This window comes from uncultured Thermosynechococcus sp., assembly GCF_937958135.1.
Classification (GTDB): domain Bacteria; phylum Cyanobacteriota; class Cyanobacteriia; order Thermosynechococcales; family Thermosynechococcaceae; genus Thermosynechococcus.
The window spans coordinates 17,317-35,540 of record NZ_CALGOG010000089.1 but is presented as its reverse complement, the minus strand read 5'-3'; the positions used below and the strand labels follow the sequence as shown (position 1 = coordinate 35,540).

General features: G+C 53.8%; 16 protein-coding genes and 1 pseudogene. 10 read left to right on the top strand and 7 right to left on the bottom strand.

The genetic code is table 11. The features are described 5' to 3' along the window. Nucleotides 1-141 (bottom strand): annotated as a pseudogene (locus Q0711_RS10570) (photosystem II D2 protein (photosystem q(a) protein)); the annotation flags it as partial. A gap of 301 nt (nucleotides 142-442) precedes the next feature. Between Q0711_RS10570 and Q0711_RS10565 the strand changes: the two are divergent. Genes Q0711_RS10565 through tsaE form a run of 5 tightly spaced genes read left to right on the top strand, consistent with a single transcriptional unit; the run spans nucleotide 443 to nucleotide 4,002 of the window. After that, complete coding sequence (locus tag Q0711_RS10565; protein WP_298611367.1) at nucleotides 443-1,219, top strand: WecB/TagA/CpsF family glycosyltransferase; 777 nt, start codon at nucleotides 443-445, stop codon at nucleotides 1,217-1,219. Next, nucleotides 1,216-1,938, top strand: a complete 723-nt coding sequence (ftsE, locus tag Q0711_RS10560; protein WP_298611370.1) for a cell division ATP-binding protein FtsE — start codon at nucleotides 1,216-1,218, stop codon at nucleotides 1,936-1,938. The genes Q0711_RS10565 and ftsE overlap by 4 nt, the downstream gene beginning before the upstream one ends. After that, entirely contained in the window at nucleotides 1,907-2,821 is a 915-nt protein-coding gene (locus tag Q0711_RS10555) for a permease-like cell division protein FtsX (RefSeq protein WP_298977635.1), read from the top strand. The genes ftsE and Q0711_RS10555 overlap by 32 nt, the downstream gene beginning before the upstream one ends. 29 nt (nucleotides 2,822-2,850) lie before the next feature. Further along, complete coding sequence (gene bchM / locus Q0711_RS10550) at nucleotides 2,851-3,543, top strand: magnesium protoporphyrin IX methyltransferase (RefSeq protein ID WP_298611376.1); 693 nt, start codon at nucleotides 2,851-2,853, stop codon at nucleotides 3,541-3,543. After that, nucleotides 3,544-4,002, top strand: coding sequence for a tRNA (adenosine(37)-N6)-threonylcarbamoyltransferase complex ATPase subunit type 1 TsaE (tsaE, locus tag Q0711_RS10545; protein ID WP_298611379.1), 459 nt, complete (start codon nucleotides 3,544-3,546; stop codon nucleotides 4,000-4,002). Here the strand turns inward: tsaE and trmFO are convergent. Further along, a complete protein-coding gene (gene trmFO, locus Q0711_RS10540) occupies nucleotides 3,905-5,278 on the bottom strand; it encodes an FADH(2)-oxidizing methylenetetrahydrofolate--tRNA-(uracil(54)-C(5))-methyltransferase TrmFO (protein ID WP_298611382.1) in 1,374 nt (457 codons plus the stop codon). The genes tsaE and trmFO overlap by 98 nt on opposite strands. Before the next feature lie 2 nt (nucleotides 5,279-5,280). Further along, nucleotides 5,281-6,684 carry a cation:proton antiporter gene (locus Q0711_RS10535; protein WP_298611385.1) on the bottom strand — a complete coding sequence of 468 codons (1,404 nt, stop codon included), beginning with the start codon at nucleotides 6,682-6,684 and terminating at the stop codon, nucleotides 5,281-5,283. 431 nt (nucleotides 6,685-7,115) lie between these two features. Here Q0711_RS10535 and ndhM point away from each other — a divergent pair, with 431 nt between their 5' ends. Then, nucleotides 7,116-7,451 carry a photosynthetic/respiratory NAD(P)H-quinone oxidoreductase subunit M gene (ndhM, locus tag Q0711_RS10530; RefSeq protein ID WP_298611388.1) on the top strand — a complete coding sequence of 112 codons (336 nt, stop codon included), beginning with the start codon at nucleotides 7,116-7,118 and terminating at the stop codon, nucleotides 7,449-7,451. 222 nt (nucleotides 7,452-7,673) lie between these two features. On the opposite strand, the gene Q0711_RS10525 is transcribed toward ndhM, so the two are convergent. Both Q0711_RS10525 and Q0711_RS10520 read right to left on the bottom strand, forming a co-directional pair. Next, nucleotides 7,674-7,844 carry a chlorophyll a/b-binding protein gene (locus Q0711_RS10525; protein ID WP_011056299.1) on the bottom strand — a complete coding sequence of 57 codons (171 nt, stop codon included), beginning with the start codon at nucleotides 7,842-7,844 and terminating at the stop codon, nucleotides 7,674-7,676. 115 nt (nucleotides 7,845-7,959) lie between these two features. Beyond that, nucleotides 7,960-9,510 carry a serine/threonine-protein kinase gene (locus Q0711_RS10520; protein WP_298977629.1) on the bottom strand — a complete coding sequence of 517 codons (1,551 nt, stop codon included), beginning with the start codon at nucleotides 9,508-9,510 and terminating at the stop codon, nucleotides 7,960-7,962. A 348-nt stretch (nucleotides 9,511-9,858) separates the two neighbouring features. Here Q0711_RS10520 and Q0711_RS10515 point away from each other — a divergent pair, with 348 nt between their 5' ends. The 3 genes from Q0711_RS10515 to Q0711_RS10505 all read left to right on the top strand — a co-directional run bounded on the left by Q0711_RS10515 (nucleotide 9,859) and on the right by Q0711_RS10505 (nucleotide 14,249). Next, complete coding sequence (locus Q0711_RS10515) at nucleotides 9,859-10,677, top strand: photosystem II manganese-stabilizing polypeptide (RefSeq protein WP_298614283.1); 819 nt, start codon at nucleotides 9,859-9,861, stop codon at nucleotides 10,675-10,677. A gap of 13 nt (nucleotides 10,678-10,690) precedes the next feature. Further along, on the top strand, nucleotides 10,691-12,292 hold the full coding sequence (locus Q0711_RS10510; RefSeq protein WP_298614281.1) for an ABC transporter ATP-binding protein: 1,602 nt from the start codon (nucleotides 10,691-10,693) through the stop codon (nucleotides 12,290-12,292). Between the two features lie 67 nt (nucleotides 12,293-12,359). Then, complete coding sequence (locus Q0711_RS10505) at nucleotides 12,360-14,249, top strand: PhoX family phosphatase (RefSeq protein ID WP_299042509.1); 1,890 nt, start codon at nucleotides 12,360-12,362, stop codon at nucleotides 14,247-14,249. On the opposite strand, the gene Q0711_RS10500 is transcribed toward Q0711_RS10505, so the two are convergent. Beyond that, nucleotides 14,246-15,505 (bottom strand): putative peptidoglycan glycosyltransferase FtsW, encoded by a 1,260-nt coding sequence (locus tag Q0711_RS10500; protein WP_366142515.1) that lies wholly within the window; start codon nucleotides 15,503-15,505, stop codon nucleotides 14,246-14,248. The two genes, Q0711_RS10505 and Q0711_RS10500, sit on opposite strands and share 4 nt — an antisense overlap. A gap of 191 nt (nucleotides 15,506-15,696) precedes the next feature. Between Q0711_RS10500 and trpA the strand changes: the two genes are divergently transcribed. Further along, nucleotides 15,697-16,509, top strand: coding sequence for a tryptophan synthase subunit alpha (gene trpA / locus Q0711_RS10495; RefSeq protein ID WP_366519118.1), 813 nt, complete (start codon nucleotides 15,697-15,699; stop codon nucleotides 16,507-16,509). Here trpA and Q0711_RS10490 read toward each other — a convergent pair. Then, nucleotides 16,487-18,211 carry a ShlB/FhaC/HecB family hemolysin secretion/activation protein gene (locus Q0711_RS10490; protein ID WP_299042506.1) on the bottom strand — a complete coding sequence of 575 codons (1,725 nt, stop codon included), beginning with the start codon at nucleotides 18,209-18,211 and terminating at the stop codon, nucleotides 16,487-16,489. The genes trpA and Q0711_RS10490 overlap by 23 nt on opposite strands. Between the last annotated feature and the right edge of the window lie 13 nt (nucleotides 18,212-18,224).

Sequence of the window (18,224 nt, the reverse complement as noted above, 5' to 3'; positions counted from 1 at the left end):
GCCGCCGAGGGCAAGGTAGGCGCAGGGAAACAGGAGAATGCCTGACCAGCCGACAAAGACAAATCTGTCACGTTTGAGCCAGTCGTCGAGGATGTCGAACCATCCCCGCTCCGCTGGCGCTCGTCCAATCGCGATCGTCATAAAACTCAACTCCGATTAAGGAAGTGATAAGGGCAGATTCGTGAGGTCGCTCAATGGGATCATGAGAGCTAAGTTTACGAATCTTAATAGCGACTCTAATCTAGCAAAGGCGTTTTGGGGATTTCAACAAGGCATATCCCCTAGGATGACCTTGTATATCTGATATAGCCCTTTTCCAGACGCGAGGGATTCACCACTGCAGCGTTGTCCTACATGCATGATCGCGCTGTTTTTCTCGGAGTGTTCACTTGCTGTGAAAAGGGCTGTAAGATACTCGGTGTTTCTTGTGCTTAACTTGCCTATGGGTCACCCCCTTCTGATGCCCACCATTCCCGTAAAAGTCTCAGTTTTTGGACTTCCCCTCCATTTGGTGGAGAATGCTCCTGAGTGGCTGCTCATGCAACAGCGGGATGGTCATGGTCAGCACGTGGTCACGCTCAATTCAGAAATGGTGATGCTGGCGGAGCGAACACCAGAATTTGCCGATGTTATACACCGCGCTGATTTGGTCATTCCCGATGGATCGGGGGTGATTCTCTACCTCAAGTTGCATGGCTTGGCCGCGCGTCGTCTGCCGGGAATTGAATTTGCCGAAGCCCTTCTGCGACTTGCCAATGAAGCTTCCCAGCCTAAGCGGGTCTTTTTCTATGGGGCAGCACCGGGGGTGGCAGAAAAAGTGGCTGAGCGCTGGCACAGAGAATGTCCCAACCTGAAAATTGTTGGCGTGCAGTCAGGCTATCATGACCTAGCAACGGAAGCCGCCCTTCTTGAAACCCTAAAGGAGCAGCAACCCGACATTGTTCTTGTGGCCTTGGGGGTACCGCGGCAGGAATACTGGATTGATCGCCATCGTCACATTTGCCCGCAGGCGATTTGGGTGGGCGTTGGCGGGAGTTTTGACGTTTGGGCAGGGGTAAAAAAACGCGCACCTAAGTTACTGCAAAAGCTACATCTGGAGTGGCTCTATCGTCTGTATCAAGAACCTTGGCGGTGGCGACGGATGCTGGCTTTGCCCCAATTTGCATGGAAGGCGCTCCTGAGTCGTTTGTACGGGCGACAGCGTTTCTCATCCCGATGACAGCCGTGACTCCAGTGGTAACCCCCGGTGAACCGACCTCCGAGGGGGTAATCATTGCGGAACTGTGCCAAGTCACAAAGTCCTTTGGTGGGCCGTTGCCCTGCTTACATCGCGTTAGTTTGCAACTGCGACGGGGAGAGTTTTACTTTCTCACTGGGTCTTCGGGATCGGGTAAATCCACCCTCTTAAAACTGCTCTGTGGTCAACTGCAACCAGATCAAGGCACAGTTCGCCTGTTTGGTGAGGCAGTCAATCCCCGGCACGAGCGACGGATGGCACAGTTGCGGCGGCGCATGGGGGTGATTTTTCAGGACTTTAAGCTCTTGGGCGATCGCTCAGTTGCCGAAAATGTTGCCTTTGCACTGCTGGTGCGCGGTCTGCCAAAAGCAGAAATTCAACAGCGGGTGCAAACCGCCCTCAAACTGGTGGGTCTCAGTCACAAGGCTGGTGCCTATCCCCAATCCCTATCGGGGGGAGAGCAACAGCGAGTGAGCATTGCCCGCGCCCTTGTCGGTGGTCCTGAGCTATTACTGGCGGATGAACCCACAGGTAACCTCGACCCCCAAACGAGTCAACAAATTCTCGCCCTACTGCATCGCCTGCACCAACGTGGGCTAACGGTTCTCTTTACCACCCATGACTTGGCCTTGACCCGCTTAGTCTCACATCGGATTCTCCATTTGCACCATGGCAAACTTGAGTCCCTTCCCCACCCTTGATTTTCTGATTCCGGAAGTGCGCCGCAGTCTCTGGCGCGGTGGTTGGCTCAATGGCGCAGCCGTCATTGCTGTGGCCGTGACGCTCTTCATTTTTGGTTGGGGCTGGCAAGTCTCACAGCTTTTAAGCGCCAGTGTCGAGTCCCTCGGCAATCGGCTGGAAATTACCGCCTATGTATCGCCCGATCTTCCCACCGCTAAGGTGGCAAAGCTGAGGGAGGAGCTGGCAGCCCTACCAGGAGTAGCAGACTTCACTTGGATTGATCGCGATCGCGCCTGGGCAGAATTGCAAGCCAATCTTGGCCTTAAAAGCAAGCAGGGGGAATTAGACCTTTTTGAGACCAATCCCCTTAGCGACGAAGTGAAAATTCGTGCCCAAAGCCTCGAACAGGTGGCTCCCTTGGCTAACCAAATTGCCCAAAAAGAAGGCATTGAGTCGGTGCAGTACCTTGAGCGCGCCCTCACAGGTCTGCAAAGTGTGCAGCGAGTGGTGCGGGGAGTCACGTTGATGTTGGTGCTGCTACTAAGTTTAACGGTGGTTGCTCTGGTGAGCGCTATTTTGCGGTTGATTATCCTTGTGCGCCAACCGGAAATTGAGATTATGACCCTCGTGGGCGCCACCCAAACTTGGATTTACACCCCCCTCTTCCTTCAAGCGGCTAGTCTAGGGGGAGGTGGCGGTTTGCTGGCGTGGATAGTTGGTTGGGTAAGCGGTCAACAACTTCAGCAGTGGTTAGCCCAACAGACCAGCTTTCGCGCCCTTGCCGGCAATGCCTCCCTTGAATGGTCAGCGGGCTTGGGGTTCTTCCTAATCGTCATTGGCGTGATTTTGGGGTTAGTGAGTACTCGCTTGGCACTGCAAACCACAGTCCCTATGCCAAAATAATTGGGGCAATCACGATTCATCGAGAACTTATGACACAATCTACGGCTGACGAAAAGGCAATTGTTCAAAACTACTTCAACACCACGGGGTTCGATCGCTGGCGGCGCATCTATGGCACAGATCCGGTCAGCAAGGTGCAGGCGGATATTCGCCTAGGACACCAACAAACGATTGATACCGTCTTGGCATGGCTGAAAGCCGATGGCTCCCTTAAGGGGAAACTCATCTGTGATGCCGGCTGTGGGGTTGGCAGCTTGAGTATTCCCCTTGCCGAGCTGGGGGCACGGGTCTATGCCAGTGACATTTCCGAGAAAATGGTGGCCGAAGCTCGCGATCGCGCCGCCGCTCAACTGAATGGCCACCATGAACTGATCCTGAGTGTCAGCGATCTGGAAGCCCTGCGGGGGCAGTACCACATTGTCATCTGCCTCGATGTGCTCATTCACTACCCCGACAGCCAAATGGCGCGCATGCTAACCCATTTGAGTTCTCTAGCAATGGAGCGGCTGATTGTCAGCTTTGCGCCCAAAACACCAAAATATACGCTCCTGAAGAAGATTGGCGAATTCTTCCCCGGTGCCAGCAAGACCACCCGTGCCTATCTCCACAGTGAGGAATTGATTCGCGGTATCTTGCAGGATTTGGGCTGGCGGATTGAGCGGAATGCGATGACAAAAACCCGCTTTTACTTTTCGCGACTCCTCGAAGCAGTGCGAGCCTAAATGACGAATCTCAATCTGAGCTTGGCGGAACTGCAAGCCCTGGGGCGGCAGTGGGGAACATGGTTACCTGCGGGCACAGTTCTGTTGCTGTGGGGGGAGCTAGGGGCAGGAAAAACGACGTTTGTACAGGCTTTAGGGGAAGGACTGGGAATTACTGAGGTCATCCAAAGCCCCACGTTTACGCTGATTCAGGAATATCCCGAAGGGCGCGTCCCCCTCTATCACCTAGACCTCTATCGCCTTACCCCTAGGGAGGTGGCGGAGCTGGCGCCAGAACGCTACTGGCTGGGGGAAGAAGTTGATCTAGGGATTGTTGCTATCGAGTGGCCCGATCGCCTGCCCAGCTTCCCCCGCGACTATCTTAAGCTCCAGCTTCAACGACAGCAGGAGCGCACTCATCTAACTTTAGAGGCTGTAGGGGCAGCGACATCGCTGTTGCCCAAGTGCTTAAATCCCTAAGGGCGCGATCGCGATAGGCGGCATAGCGCAAGGCCTTTTGGCGAACCTTTTGCTCCAGGGGGGGTAAAATTCCAAAGTTGGGGGGCATGGGCTGGAAGGTGCTACTCTCCGCCGTACTAATGTAGTGAAACAACGCGCCGGCCATCGTGGTTGGGGGCAAGACCAAAGGTGCCAGTCCCCGCGCTAAGCGAGCGGCATTGGTGCCCGCTAACCAGCCGCCGGCCACCGCAGCGCTGTATCCCTCCGTACCCGTAATTTGACCCGCGGCCAAGAGGGTGGGGCGATCGCGAAACTGGAGTGTGGCATTCAACAGCTTCGGCGCATTTAAGAATGTATTGCGGTGCATCACTCCCATACGCACAAACTCTGCCCGCTCTAGCCCCGGAATCATCCGAAAGACCCGCTGCTGTTCGCCCCAGCGCAGATTGGTTTGAAACCCCACCAAATTCCACAGTTGACCGTGGCGATCCTCTTGGCGCAGTTGTGCCACTGCATAGGGACGTTCACCGGTGCGCGGATCCCGCAGACCCACCGGTTTCAAAGGGCCAAAGCGCAGTGTATCTACTCCCCGCCGTGCCAACTCCTCAATGGGTAAACAGGCTTCAAAAAATTGGGCACTCTTGCGCTCAAAGTCTTTCAAAGGAGTCTGTTCGGCGTCACAGAGAGCCTGCCAAAACCGCTGATATTCCTCGGCAGTGAAGGGACAGTTGAGATAGGCCGCTTCCCCGCGGTCGTAACGGGAGGCCAGAAAGGCCACCTCGCGGTTAATGGATTCCCCAACCACAATTGGGCTGGCGGCATCAAAAAAACTCAGGTAGTCCAGTCCTGTAAAACGTTGGAGATCGGCACTTAAAGCCTCACTGGTCAATGGTCCAGTGGCCAACACCACAACCCCAGTTTCTGGCAGGCGGGGCAGTTCTTCGCGCCGCAATGTCACAAGGGGATGGCGCTCGAGAGTTTCGGTCAGCTCACGGCTAAACTGGGTGCGATCCACCGCTAAGGCACCCCCGGCGGGCACTTGATGGCGATCGGCAGTGGCAATAATTAAGGAGCTGAGGGCACGCAATTCATGGTGCAATAACCCCGTGGCGCGATCGCTTGCCTTGGCCCCAAAGGAATTACTGCACACCAACTCCGCCAACTCCGCCGTATGGTGAGCTGGACTGGGTCGGTGAGGACGCATTTCATACAAAATAACCGGCAGACCCGCACGGGCAATTTGCCATGCTGCCTCTGTACCCGCTAAACCACCGCCAATGACCGTAATCGGCTCCATCCCTATCCTTCTCGAGGAGACTCCACTGCAACATCTGACGTCGGTAACGCCTCTGCGGCCTCTGCCTCTGACTTAAAGACTAAACGCAACAGGGGCGGGGCAACGAACGTGGTCACAATCACCATGACGATAATGCCGGCATCGAGAGCCTTCGAGAGCACGCCGCTAGCAGACCCCACAGCCGCAAAAATCAACCCTACTTCACCCCGAGGCACCATACCAAGGCCAATTGCCCAACGGTTAATGCCCGGTTGACCAAAGACCGTTGCCCCTGTTACCACCTTACCAACAATGGCCACAACTACAAGGAACGAAGCAATAATCAGACCCGCATGATTCGCCGGTTCCAAAGGATTGAGAACGCTAATATCCGTGCGTGCACCAACACAGACAAAGAACACCGGCACCAACATATCGGCAATGGGCAAAATCTGCTCCTCTAGCTCGCGTCGCTTCTCTGTTTCCCCTAAAACTAAGCCGGCGGTAAAAGCACCGAGAATCGCTTCCAGTTGCAGAATCACTGCCACGTATCCCAGAACAAAAGCAAAAATCAAGGAGGGAATCAGCAAGTTACCGCGCGTCGTCAGGCGATCTACCATCCCCAAAAAGAAGGGACTCAACAACCGTCCCACCACCACAGCCCCTACCAAAAAGACCACAGAGCTAATGATTAGGTAAATAACATTCCTGATCTCGACGGTGCCGGTTTTCGCTAGACTCGCCACCACCGCCAGCACAATAATGCCGAGAATATCATCGAGAACTGCGGCGCCGATGATGATTTGCCCCTCCGGCGAAGTCAGGCGTTGAATCTCGGCAAGAACTTTAGCAGTGATGCCGATACTGGTTGCCGTGAGTGCTGCCCCTGCAAAAATTGCCGGCACCAAGTCCACGTGGAACAGCATCACCAGACCAAGGGTTCCTGCTAAAAAAGGAGCAGCCACCCCCACTACTGCCACCAGCGCAGCTTGGAATCCCACCTTGAGTAGGCCCTCTAAATCCGACTCTAAGCCAATCTCAAACAGCAGGATCATCACACCGATTTCCGAGAGGACGGAAATCACTTCACTGGCGGTATTCGCAACCACCGTAGCCAGCGTGTCATCCATGCCGGCGGTCTGCTGGATAAATGTGGTCAGTGCGGAGGTTTCAGTTGCCCCCCCTTCAGAAAACACCAACAAGTGCAAGACAGAAATACCAACAACGACACCCCCTACCAGTTCGCCTAACACTGGTGGAAAGTTAATGCGGGCACAAATTTCACCGCCCACTTTGCTGGCAAAGTAAATTACCACCAGACTCAGCAGAACAGCCGCCAAGATCAATGGACCCGCTTCCGCCGAGTTCACTGATTCTGCTGCAACATCGGCAAGAAAAGGTTGAAAAAGTGACGTTATCAAAGGCATAGGGGCAAATCTTACAAACTCTTTAACTAAGTTAACCACGCCTTCCCCTTCTGCTCAACCTTGAATTTACGCTGAACCCAAGCCTGTTCTTTGTTGTCTAACTGTAATGGCATTTCAACATGGTTATCATAGTTTTTACATGGGCGATCGCCCCAGCCTTGGGAATGCCCATTCTATATTACCGAAGACAATGCTAATGAGTTGATTTTTGATGATGGGACTGGCTCAGTGATGGTGGATGCGGGGTCGCGTTGGGTTCATCAAATCAATTTTATTTTCAGTCATCCCTACCCAGAGGCAGCCTAGAAGCCAGCTCAGTTGCATTACTGATTCCTAGGATAAGCCATGAGTTTTTCTAAACTTTCCGCGAAAAGATTCTTGGTATAGTAGAAGCGTTAACAAACTATAGTCCACTCATCATTGGGTCAGCTATGCTACTGAAGTCCACAACACGCCATGTTCACATTTATGCCGGCCATGTGGTTGATGGTGCAGTTCATCCTGATACGGAAACGCTGACGCTCAATGTGGATCCCGATAACGAGTTGGAGTGGAATGAAGCTGCCCTCGCGAAAGTGGAAGCAAAGTTTCAGGAATTAGTGGCCAATGCCGCAGGTGAGGACTTGACGGAATACAATCTGCGGCGAATTGGTTCGGATTTGGAGCACTTTATTCGTTCGTTACTGATGCAAGGGGAAATTGGCTACAACCTCAACAGCCGCGTGCGCAACTACAGTCTTGGAATTCCCCGTGTCAATCACTCCTAGATTCACTTCTCCTCAATTGCAGATAATTCAACCCAGTCCTGTTCTTACCCAAAGGGAGTGCAATCCTCTCCTATAGGGGTTTTGATGCTTGTTAAGGGTCTTCTCTCCTTGCAACAAGAGCCGGGTTTCTCCTCTGCTAGCCGTCAATTGGCCAAAAAAAAGAGGCCATCGCTGACCTCAAAATGACACTTTGACCGCTGAAAATTGGGAGAGAGTTAAGGTCTAGAGGAGACCCCAGAAGTGAAGCACGCCTTGTTTGGTGATCAGTTCCGTGAGTAGCGCTGCCACAAAGCCAATCATGGCAAGGCGACCGTTCCAGATTTCAGCTTGGGGGGTGAATCCAAACACCCATGCATTGCGATCTTCAGCTTTAATAGTTTTTGTATCTTCCATGGTTTTGACTCCTGATCGAACCCTGTATCCCCACTGTAACAATTCTTTACTAATTTCGCAACAACTCTTAATATATTTTTCTCTATCGCTGCCCTAGAGGGCGATCGCGGTATCCCTAATCAATCACTGTGGCCATCTTCACGTTCTCTAACTTGGCAAGGATTTGCGGCTTGTATTTTTCAAACTCTGCTTTGAGGAGGTTGCGGCTAACGGTTGCTGGGGCAGAACTGGGCAAGCTTTTGCTAGTTTGCAACCAATCCCGTAGCAGTTGCCGTTGGAAGGGGGCGATCGCAAACGTGCGGACATTGGTGCAGTGTTGGGGATCCTCCAGCGGGAAAAAGAGCAGGGGATAGTAGCCAGTGTCTGCCAACAAAGTACAAAGTTCTTGATTGCGCGGCAATTTCATATCGAGATAGCAGGGCAACCAACGCGGACCTTGCTTGGGATCATAGATAGCCGTAATCCAGAGGATCATTGGGTGAGGACTGGTGGTAAAGAGAAACTGGTTGTAGCGAATATTGAGCATCCGCCGATCAATTTCTGCCCGCGGCAACATCACCCACAGTGACGCTGCCGATTCCCGTTGAGCATACAGCGGCATTGGAAAGACAATTTCGGCCACTGGTTTATCCGCAGGCCAGACACTCTGCCAGCAGACCTCTTCAACTGTAGCCAGGGCAACAGGGGGTTGAGATGGGTGTGCGGGGAGTTGGGAAGTCATTGTGCCAATTGGGTCAATTCCTGGCTGGGTTACTCGACCACTGCCAAACTGCTCTTCAAGGGCGGTGAGCACTTGAATAATTTCTGCCATGCTCTGAGGGCGATCGGCGGGGGATTTGGCCATACAGGCCATAATCAGTTCTTCAAGGGCAGGGGGAAGACGTAACTCCGGGCTCGCAACACTAAAGGGGACGGGCTTTTGGAAGTGGTGCGCCTTAAACCAACTGCCAATGGAGTGGGTTTCCGCCTGAATGGGCATCTTGCCTGTGAGTAGCTCATACATGGTGATGCCAAGACTGTAGATATCCGAGCGGTGATCCAATTCCCGCCCTTCAATTTGCTCTGGCGAACAGTAGGCTAAGGTGCCCATAAATGAAGAGGTTTGACCCTTTTCAGGGACATCCCCCAAAAATTTGGCAATTCCGAAATCCAATACCTTGGCGAGTTCCCCCAGGGTATTGTCCTGAATCACAAGGACATTGCTGGGCTTAATGTCACGGTGAATAATGGGACATTTTTGACCTTCGATGACAATCCCTTCGTGGGCAACCTGAAGACCAAGACAGATATGCCGTGCAATTCGCAGAAATCGGCTCAGAGGGAGGGGTTCTTCTAAGAGCAAGTCGCTGAGGTTTTCCCCTTGCAAAAATTCCATGACATAGAAGGGAATTTCCTCGTTGTTCATGCCGTAGTCCAGTACCCGTACCACATGCATGCTCTTCTGGCCGAGGAGAGCACCGGCGCGCGCTTCTTGGGCAAAGCGGGTTTTCATGCGGTCGTTGAGCAGGGTTTGTGAGAGAAATTTAACGGCAACAGGAACCCCCCCTAGGAGAATATCTTCCGCCCGATAAACCCGTCCCATCGAGCCTTTGCCAATCAGCTCTGTGAGCTGATACCGATTCATGAGAACTTGGCCAATATTGGTATCACGGGACGGATCTGACATAGTTGCCTCAGGGGAAAATCGGCTGGCGAGGTCGCAAACAGGCAGGCATTGCGTTGTTCGAGATCGGCAACAAAAACAGCAAACAACTCGCTGTCATCCATGAATCCACTCTTGCTCCTGCTCTTTCACTAGTTTACTTTGCCGCACAACCTGAGTAGAGATTGGCCGTTGTTTTTTCTGTTGCGAAATTAAAACATCTGCGAAAATTTGCTTTCTGAGGCGATCGCAAACCTCCGTATAATCATGGATTGATAAGGTAGTTGCATGGCTGCCTTCACCGGACTCTTATACAGCGAATATGTCCCGCACTTTGACTGCTTTGAGATGTTTTGACTTCTGAGGTTAACCATGAAATATCGCATTTTAGTGGCGACTCTGCTGGCGGTATGTTTAGGGATGCTTTCCTTGAGCACCCCCGCCTTTGCCGCAAAACAGACTTTAACCTATGACGATATTGTCGGTACGGGCCTGGCCAACAAGTGCCCCACCCTTGATGATACGGCGCGGGGTGCCTATCCGATAGATAGCTCCCAAACCTATCGCATTGCCCGACTCTGCTTACAGCCCACGACATTTTTAGTCAAGGAAGAGCCGAAGAACAAACGCCAAGAGGCCGAATTTGTTCCCACAAAGTTGGTGACCCGCGAAACCACAACCTTGGATCAAATTCAAGGGGAACTCAAGGTCAACAGCGATGGCAGCCTCACGTTTGTGGAAGAGGATGGGATTGATTTCCAGCCCGTGACCGTACAAGTGCCCGGTGGCGAGCGCGTCCCACTGCTGTTTACGGTGAAAAACTTAGTGGCAACCACTCAGCCCAACATGACGAGTATCACTACGTCAACCGACTTCCAAGGGGAATTTAACGTTCCCTCCTACCGCACTGCCAACTTCTTGGATCCTAAAGGTCGAGGCTTGGCCTCTGGTTATGATTCAGCGATCGCCCTTCCCCAGGGCAAAGAGGAACAACTGGCGCGCGCCAATGTGAAACGCTTCTCGCTTACCAAGGGTGAAATTGCTCTGAATGTGGCGAAGGTGGATGGTCGCACGGGGGAAATTGCCGGTACCTTTGAAAGTAAGCAACTCTCCGATGATGATATGGGAGCGCACGAACCCCACGAAGTGAAAATTCAAGGGGTCTTTTACGCCCGTATCGAACCTGCCTAGGATCAACACACCCATGGCGACTCTTTTAGAACTCAGGGAACTGCGGGTCGCCTACCCCCCAACGGAGACATCATCTGCTGCAACATTCGTGGTGGATGGTGTTTCTTTTTGCGTGGCCGCCGGAGAGCGGTTTGGCTTAGTGGGGGAGTCAGGTTGTGGCAAATCCACGCTTGGGAAGGCCATTTTGCAGTTGTTACCGCCGGGGTCACAGGTCACTGGGGAGATCACAATGCAAGGGCAATCCCTTTTGGGGCTGACTACTTCTCAATTGCAGCGGCTGCGGGGCGAGCAAATTGGCTTAGTCTTTCAAGATCCGCTGACCCGCCTCAATCCCCTCATGAGCATCTACGATCACTGCGATGAGCTATTGCGGAGCCATGGATCTGCTTTGAGTCGCTTCCAGCGGCGGCAGCGGATTGTTGAGGTGCTAGATCGGCTGAAAATTCCTGCCAATCGCCTCCATCAGTACCCCCATCAGTTTAGTGGCGGGATGCGCCAACGGGTGGCGATCGCCCTAGCGTTGCTATTGAATCCTCCCCTGATCATTGCCGATGAACCGACCACAGCCCTAGATGTGACCGTCGCGGCGGAAATTCTCGATGAACTCACGCGCCTGTGTCAGGAAGAGCAACGGGGACTGTTACTCATTTCCCACGATCTGGCCCTAATGGCCAAATATTGCGATCGCCTTGCGGTGATGCACCAAGGCAAAATTGTCGAAATGGGCGCGGCTCGCCAAGTCCTGCAACAGCCCCAACACCCCTATACCCAATCCCTACTCGCGGCTCGCCAACTCACCTCTCGACAGCCGCCACCATTGGACGCTGCTCCGGAACTGCTGCGAGTTCACAATTTACAGCGGCACTATCGCTTTGGAGCATGGCTACAACCGCAAATCACAATTCGAGCGGTAGATGGGGTCAATTTGACATTGCGACGGGGAGAAACCCTTGGCCTTGTGGGGGAATCCGGCTGTGGCAAGAGTACCCTTTCCCGCTTGATTTTGCAACTCATTCCCGCCAGTGCCGGTGAAGTGGTCTTTTTAGGTCGCAATTTAGGCCAATTGCCGGCGGCACAATTGCGGAGTGTCCGCCGTGACTTACAAATGATTTTCCAAGATCCCCATGCCTGCCTCAATCCTAAAATGACCGTGGGGCAAAATTTGCTGGAGCCCCTGCTGATTCATCGCCTGCTGGCAAAAGAGGCTGCCCAAGAACGGGTACGCGAGATGTTAGCACAGGTGGAATTAACCCCCCCCGAAGCATACGTGCACCGCTATCCCCATGCCCTGTCGGGGGGACAGCGCCAACGGGTGGCGATCGCCCGCGCCCTCATCACCCATCCTCAGGTGGTCATTTGCGATGAACCGGTGAGTATGCTCGACGCCCATATCCAACGGCAGGTATTGGCGCTGATGCAGCAGTTAAAAGAACAGTTACAACTCACATATCTTTTTATTACCCATGATCTGGCGGTGGCCCGCAGTTTTTGCGATCGCATTGCCGTGATGTTTGCAGGCAAGATTGTGGAGGTGGCTCCCACTGCTGAACTCTTTGCTCACCCCCGTCACCCCTACACCCAACAACTGTTAACCGCCGCCTGTGGTCTTCTTTAACTGAAGTTAACGTTGCTTCGCTAACTTAGCAACTGAAAAGTCACACACCCAGGGCGATAGATTGACAATGGCAGAGTATTTTGGCGATATTTTACAGTGCACCCTGCGGCGACGAGATTTTCTCAAAACCGCCCTTTGGGGGGCAGCAGGTTTGGCTCTAAGCCAAGTGGAGACCCGTGCTGCTACTTCCTTTTCTTCCTCTAGCTTGAGTTTTCCCAGTATCTATCCTAACAAAGATGACAAAGTTACTTTGCCCGCAGGATTTAACCAGGGAATAGTGATTCGCTGGGGGGATGCCTTGGATAATGGCGCCAACCTCGACTGGAACCGCCTGCACGAGACCGTTACCGCAGTAGAAGTGGAGCGGCAAAAGCGCTGCTTTGGCTACAACTGCGACTTTGTTGGTTATGTTGAGGCTCCCCAAGGTCGTCGTCTGTTGGTGGTCAACCATGAGTACACCAATCCAGAATTAATGTTCGGCGGCTTTGAAAAGCGCCCCAATCAGTGGCAAGCAGCCCTGCAGCGGGAAGCCCACGGTGTATCGCTGGTGGAAATTCGGCCCCAGAGCCGGGGAGGGTGGCGCTATGTCAAGGGTTCTTCCTATAACCGCCGCATTACTGGCTCCACCCCCTGCGAAATTGGCGGCCCCCTGCAGGGACATCCTTTAATGTGCACCAAATACGATCCACGGGGAAAACTGGTCTATGGCACCCTCAACAACTGCGCTGCTGGCAAGACACCTTGGGGAACAGTGCTCACCTGCGAGGAGAATTTTCACGGTTATTTTGGGGGCAGTGAGGCAAAACTGAGCGGCCAAGTGCGCGAACTTCACAAGCGCTATGGGATTCCCAGCGATCGCGCTGACCGCTATGGGTTCTATCTCTACGAAAGTCGCTTCAACATTGAAAAAGAACCCAATGAGGCCTTTCGCTTTGGCTGGGTCGTAGAGCTTGATCCCCTCAATCCCAATCGTCCAGCGGTGAAGCGCACTGCCTTGGGTCGGTTCCGCCATGAAGCCGCAACAACGGTGGTTGCCCCCGATGGCCGTGTGGTCGTCTATATGGGAGATGACACCCGCTTTGAGTACATCTATAAATTCATCACCAAAGGCAAGTACAACCCCCGTCAACGGGAAGCCAACTGGGGACTGCTAGATGAGGGCACTCTCTATGTTGCCCGCTTTAATGAGAACCTGGGCGGGGAGTGGCTGGAAATTGCCTCTATTCAAGGAACGCAAATCATCCCTAACCCGGCATTACCCGATGTCTTCCAAGCGGATCCCGGTCTGTGCTTGATTAATAGCCGCGGTGCTGCCGATGCCCTAGGGGCAACCAAAATGGATCGCCCTGAAGATGTGGAGTGGAACCCAATCACCAAAACTATCTGGGTAGCCCTGACCTATAATGAGCGGCGCACAGCCGGCGATCGCGCCAACCCCCGCACCGAGAATGTCATGGGCCATGTGCTGGAAATGGCAGAAGCCGGCGGCAACCCCACTGCGCTGCGCTTCCAATGGCAGATTCCGCTGCTTTGCGGTGAACCGGGAGCAGCCGCCTCCAATCGGCAACTCCTACTCTATGGTCAAGCGGTGGACAAAACCGTGCCGGCCATCTCAGCGCCCGATAACTTTGCCTTTGATATGCGGGGCAATGTCTGGATTGCAACCGATGGCAACCCTAGCCCAAGCCGCCTCGAAAAGAACGACGGCGTCTATGTCCTCAATCCCTTCCGCCGTGAATTCAAGATGTTTCTTTCGGGGGTTCCCGGCTGTGAGGTCTGTGGACCAGAGTTCACTCCCGACAACCGCACCTTCTTCTGCGCCATCCAGCACCCTGGCGAAGGAGCTAAATCCACAGCAGATCTCCCCACCCGCTGGCCCTATGGCGACAGTGTGGTGATACCACGGCCTGCGGTGATTGCGGTCTGGCGCCAAGACGGTCGCCCGGTGTATGTCTAAGGCTGGCGTGAGGAAGAGCGCTTGAGGCGTTTAGGCCGCAAAGAAACCACAGAAGCAGTGTGGGGACGCTTGCCCTGGAAGCGGGACAGCCGAGTTGTACCTGTGACTGCCGCGAAGTGAATAATTTCCGCTTGCTGCGCTTCGCGGGCACAGCGAATCAACAGGCCAGCGATCGCCAGACTGGCCATCATTGAGCTGCCGCCGTAGCTAAAGAGAGGGAAAGGCAATCCTGTGGTTGGTAGGATGCCAATGGCGACGCCTATATTAATGAGGGCTTGCAGGAGCATAATCACAGTCGCTCCTAGGGCAGTGAGCTGGATCAGGGGATGCCGCGCCTGATTCACCACCCGCATTCCCAGCCAACCATAGGCCCCCAACAGCGCCAAGAGCAACAGACATCCCAATAGCCCCATTTCCTCGGCATAGACCGCAAAAATAAAATCTGTGTGCTGGATGGGCAAGTAGGAAAGCTTTTGCTGTGAAAAGCCATAGCCCGCCCCAAAAACGCCCCCTGAAGCAACAGCCAAGAGACTCTGCACTAGTTGATAGCCATCCCCCATCGCATCGGCCCAAGGGTTGAGGAAGGACATGACCCGCCGTCGTTGATACTCATTAATGCTGATGCTGAGGACTGCCAAGCCCAAGCCACTCGTGGCGGTCAATAGCAGTGGCGCCAAGGGTAAACCCGCCCCAAGAGCCATCAGCCATAACGTAATGCCACAGAGCGCCGTGGTACTCAGGTTCGGTTGAATTAAAATCCCCAGCAGTGTCAAGGCAAAGGCAGCGAGCCAAAAACAGCGTGCCTTCAAATGGAGCCGCCGCCAAGAACTAAACACCCAAGCTGCTTGTAGGACTAAAAAAGGCTTTATCATTTCCGAGGGTTGGAGTTGAAAGGAGCCAAGACTAATCCAGCGGGTGGCGCCCATCACAGTTGTCCCGACCCCCGGCAGTCGCGTTGCCCAGATCAGCAACAGAAACAAAAAGAAACTCGGAATGGCCAACTGTAGCGATCGCCCCAAAGGTAGCCGCAGAAATAGTTGAAACCCCACCCAGCCTAGGGCAAGCCACAGCAGTTGACGTGTAAAGTAGTAGAGTCCATCCCCTGTTTCGGCCAAACCCACGGGAAAACTGGCGGAAAAAAGCACCACTAAACCTAGGGCAATCCAGAGAAGGGTTAGCCAGTGGAGCAATCGCGCCTCCAGTGACCACTGCCGCAGCTCGCGATCGCCAAAGGGAAGAAAACGCCACCAACTCACGCTTAGATGACCCTCACTGGCACCTGCCACTACCGCTATAGGAAGAGTACAGCCCAGAAAGATGGCAAAAGCTTCCAATAGCCACCGCACAAAGAAGCGTGTCTCCCCGCTATGTATCCCCTATTTTAGAAAAGGGCTGTATCTAATCTGGCACAATTATTATGCATCTTTTAGAGCAACTGCCTGTGACTGTGTCTGCCATTTCTGAGTGCTTTGAGCAATGTCGTGCCCGCCAACGCTGCGCCTTAATTCCCTTTTTGACTGCTGGAGACCCCGATTTAGAGACCACAGTTGCTGCCCTCAAAGCCCTAGATGCCCATGGAGCAGATGTGATTGAACTGGGGATGCCCTATTCGGATCCTTTAGCCGATGGTCCAGTAATTCAGGCAGCTGCCACCCGTGCCCTGCAACGGGGAACTCGCCTTGAGGCGGTCTTAGAACTGACAACGGACTTGCACCGCCAACTGAGGGCACCACTAATTCTCTTTACCTACTACAATCCCATTTATCATCGAGGAGTCTCTGCGTTTCTCAAAGCAGCGGCCCAAGCCGGGATCAAGGGCTTAGTGATTCCCGATTTGCCCCTTGAGGAAGCTGAACCGGTTCTCGCAGAAACAGTAAACTTAGGCTTGGAACTGACGCTGCTGATTGCTCCGACAACGTCACCGGATCGAATGCGGGCGATCGCCACCGCTTCCCAAGGATTTATTTACCTTGTCAGCACCACCGGCGTCACGGGCATGCGCCGAGAAATGGCCGGTCGCGTTCAGGAACTGTTGCACACCCTACGGCAGATCACCCCCAAGCCCATTGGTGTTGGCTTTGGCATTGCCAGTCCTGAGCATGCCCGCCAAGTGCGCGATTGGGGCGCCGATGCTGCCATTGTCGGCAGTGCCTTTGTCAAACGTCTGGCAGAGCCAGAGCAGGGGGTCGCCGCTGTTGCCGAGTTTTGTCGGTCACTCCGCACAGCCTTAGATACCCCTAGGGACGCACGGTCAACGTAAAGTAAATGCCATCGGACTGTAAACTACGGGTTTGACCGGGCAGATCAATCAACGGCACCGCGTACTGGAACTGAATGTCAAGGTTCGGGGTTGGTTGCACCAATAATCCCATCCCCAGACCGGCAATCACATTATTGGGCACGGCACCTGCAGGATTGCGGCTATTGTTCCAGACGACCCCCAGATCAAACAGCGGCCCTATGGAAATAAGCGGCCGACGATTCGCGGTGCGCAGCACGGAAAAACGGGCTTCTCCAGAGAACCGCAGGCCATTATCCCCAGAAAGGGCATTGGTCGAGTAACCCCGCACCGATAGAGGCCCCCCAATCACAAATTGGTGGAAAGGGAGCAGGCTATTGGGACTGAGTTGGACATCGGTGCGCAAAATCAAGAAGTTATCTGCCCAGAGGCGTTGCAGCCGCTGCCCCTGTCCCAGCCAGCTAAAGAAGGTACCATCGGGTATAGGACTAGGGTTTTCTGTGGCGCCAAAGATGGGCAGGCCAAGGTTAAACTGCGAACGAAAGACCCATGCCCCCTGGGGATCACGGCGGATATATTCTTGGCTCAGTTCAAGGACACGGGTGGCACTATAGCCCGACGGGTCAGAACCAATGGAAATGCGGGCTGGCACTCCCAAAACAAAGGTCTGCGTTGACTGCACCAGTAAGCCAATGCCAAAGGCCAGCTCCTCACGGATATTACGCATCACCGGTTGGCGAAAGCTGGCTTGATAAATAGAAGACTCACTGCGAATATTCAAGGCGGCAACAGCGGGGGGGCGGGTAATTTCGCTGTCTGCTTGCACAGTACGAATGGTGAGTGTGCCATTCATAGCATTGAGGGGCAGGCTGTAGCCAAACTCCACTGTGTTGGACGCTCCCCAATCAAACGTGCCTAGGTTATTCCCGATGGCGTAGGAGCCATAGACACTATCGCCGCGACCACTGAGGTTGTTGTATCCCAAAAAGGCCGTAGCTCGAGCCGGGGCGATCGCCGCTGGCGTGGTATTATCCAGACCAAAGGCAGCCTTAAACCAGCGGGCAGGTACCACCCGTACCACCAAAATACTGTCTTGGGGTGTACTGCCGGGTCGCAGACTTGCAGAAAGATTGGCAAAGAGGGGATCTGTTCGCAACAGCCGTAGCTGTTCTTCTAAACGATTAGAGTTGAGGGGTATCCCCACGCCGCGGGCAATACGACTGCGGATATAGCGCTGAATAATCCCTTTGTTACCTTCAATACGAATGTCCTCTAGGCGGCCTTCAAGCACTTGAATCGTGATCACCCCATCCCGTGCCACCTGCTCACCTAAAACGGCGCGAGAGGTTAAATAGCCCCCCTCTAGATAGAGTTTTGTAATCGCATCGGCGACCCCCTGTAACTCTGCAAGTGTCACCTGCCGCCCTTCAAGGGGCTTGATAATCGGATCAAATTCCGCTGCGTTAAAGATGGTGCTGCCTTCAACAACAATTTTTTTTACGGGTATTAAAACACCTTCCAACTCGGAGGGCGGGCTAGGCGGTGAGGGGAGCGGTTCAAGGACTGGGGGTGGGGTGGGTGGTAGGGGGGGTAGCTCTGGTAGGGGGGGCTGAATATCCTGTTGGGTGAGGGTAGTGATCGGCATGGCTACAACAGGTAACGTTGCCCCTGTACTGCTGAGAATAGAGAGAATAGCAACGGGTGTAAATAAATTTCTTTTCACGTCCTCAACCCCA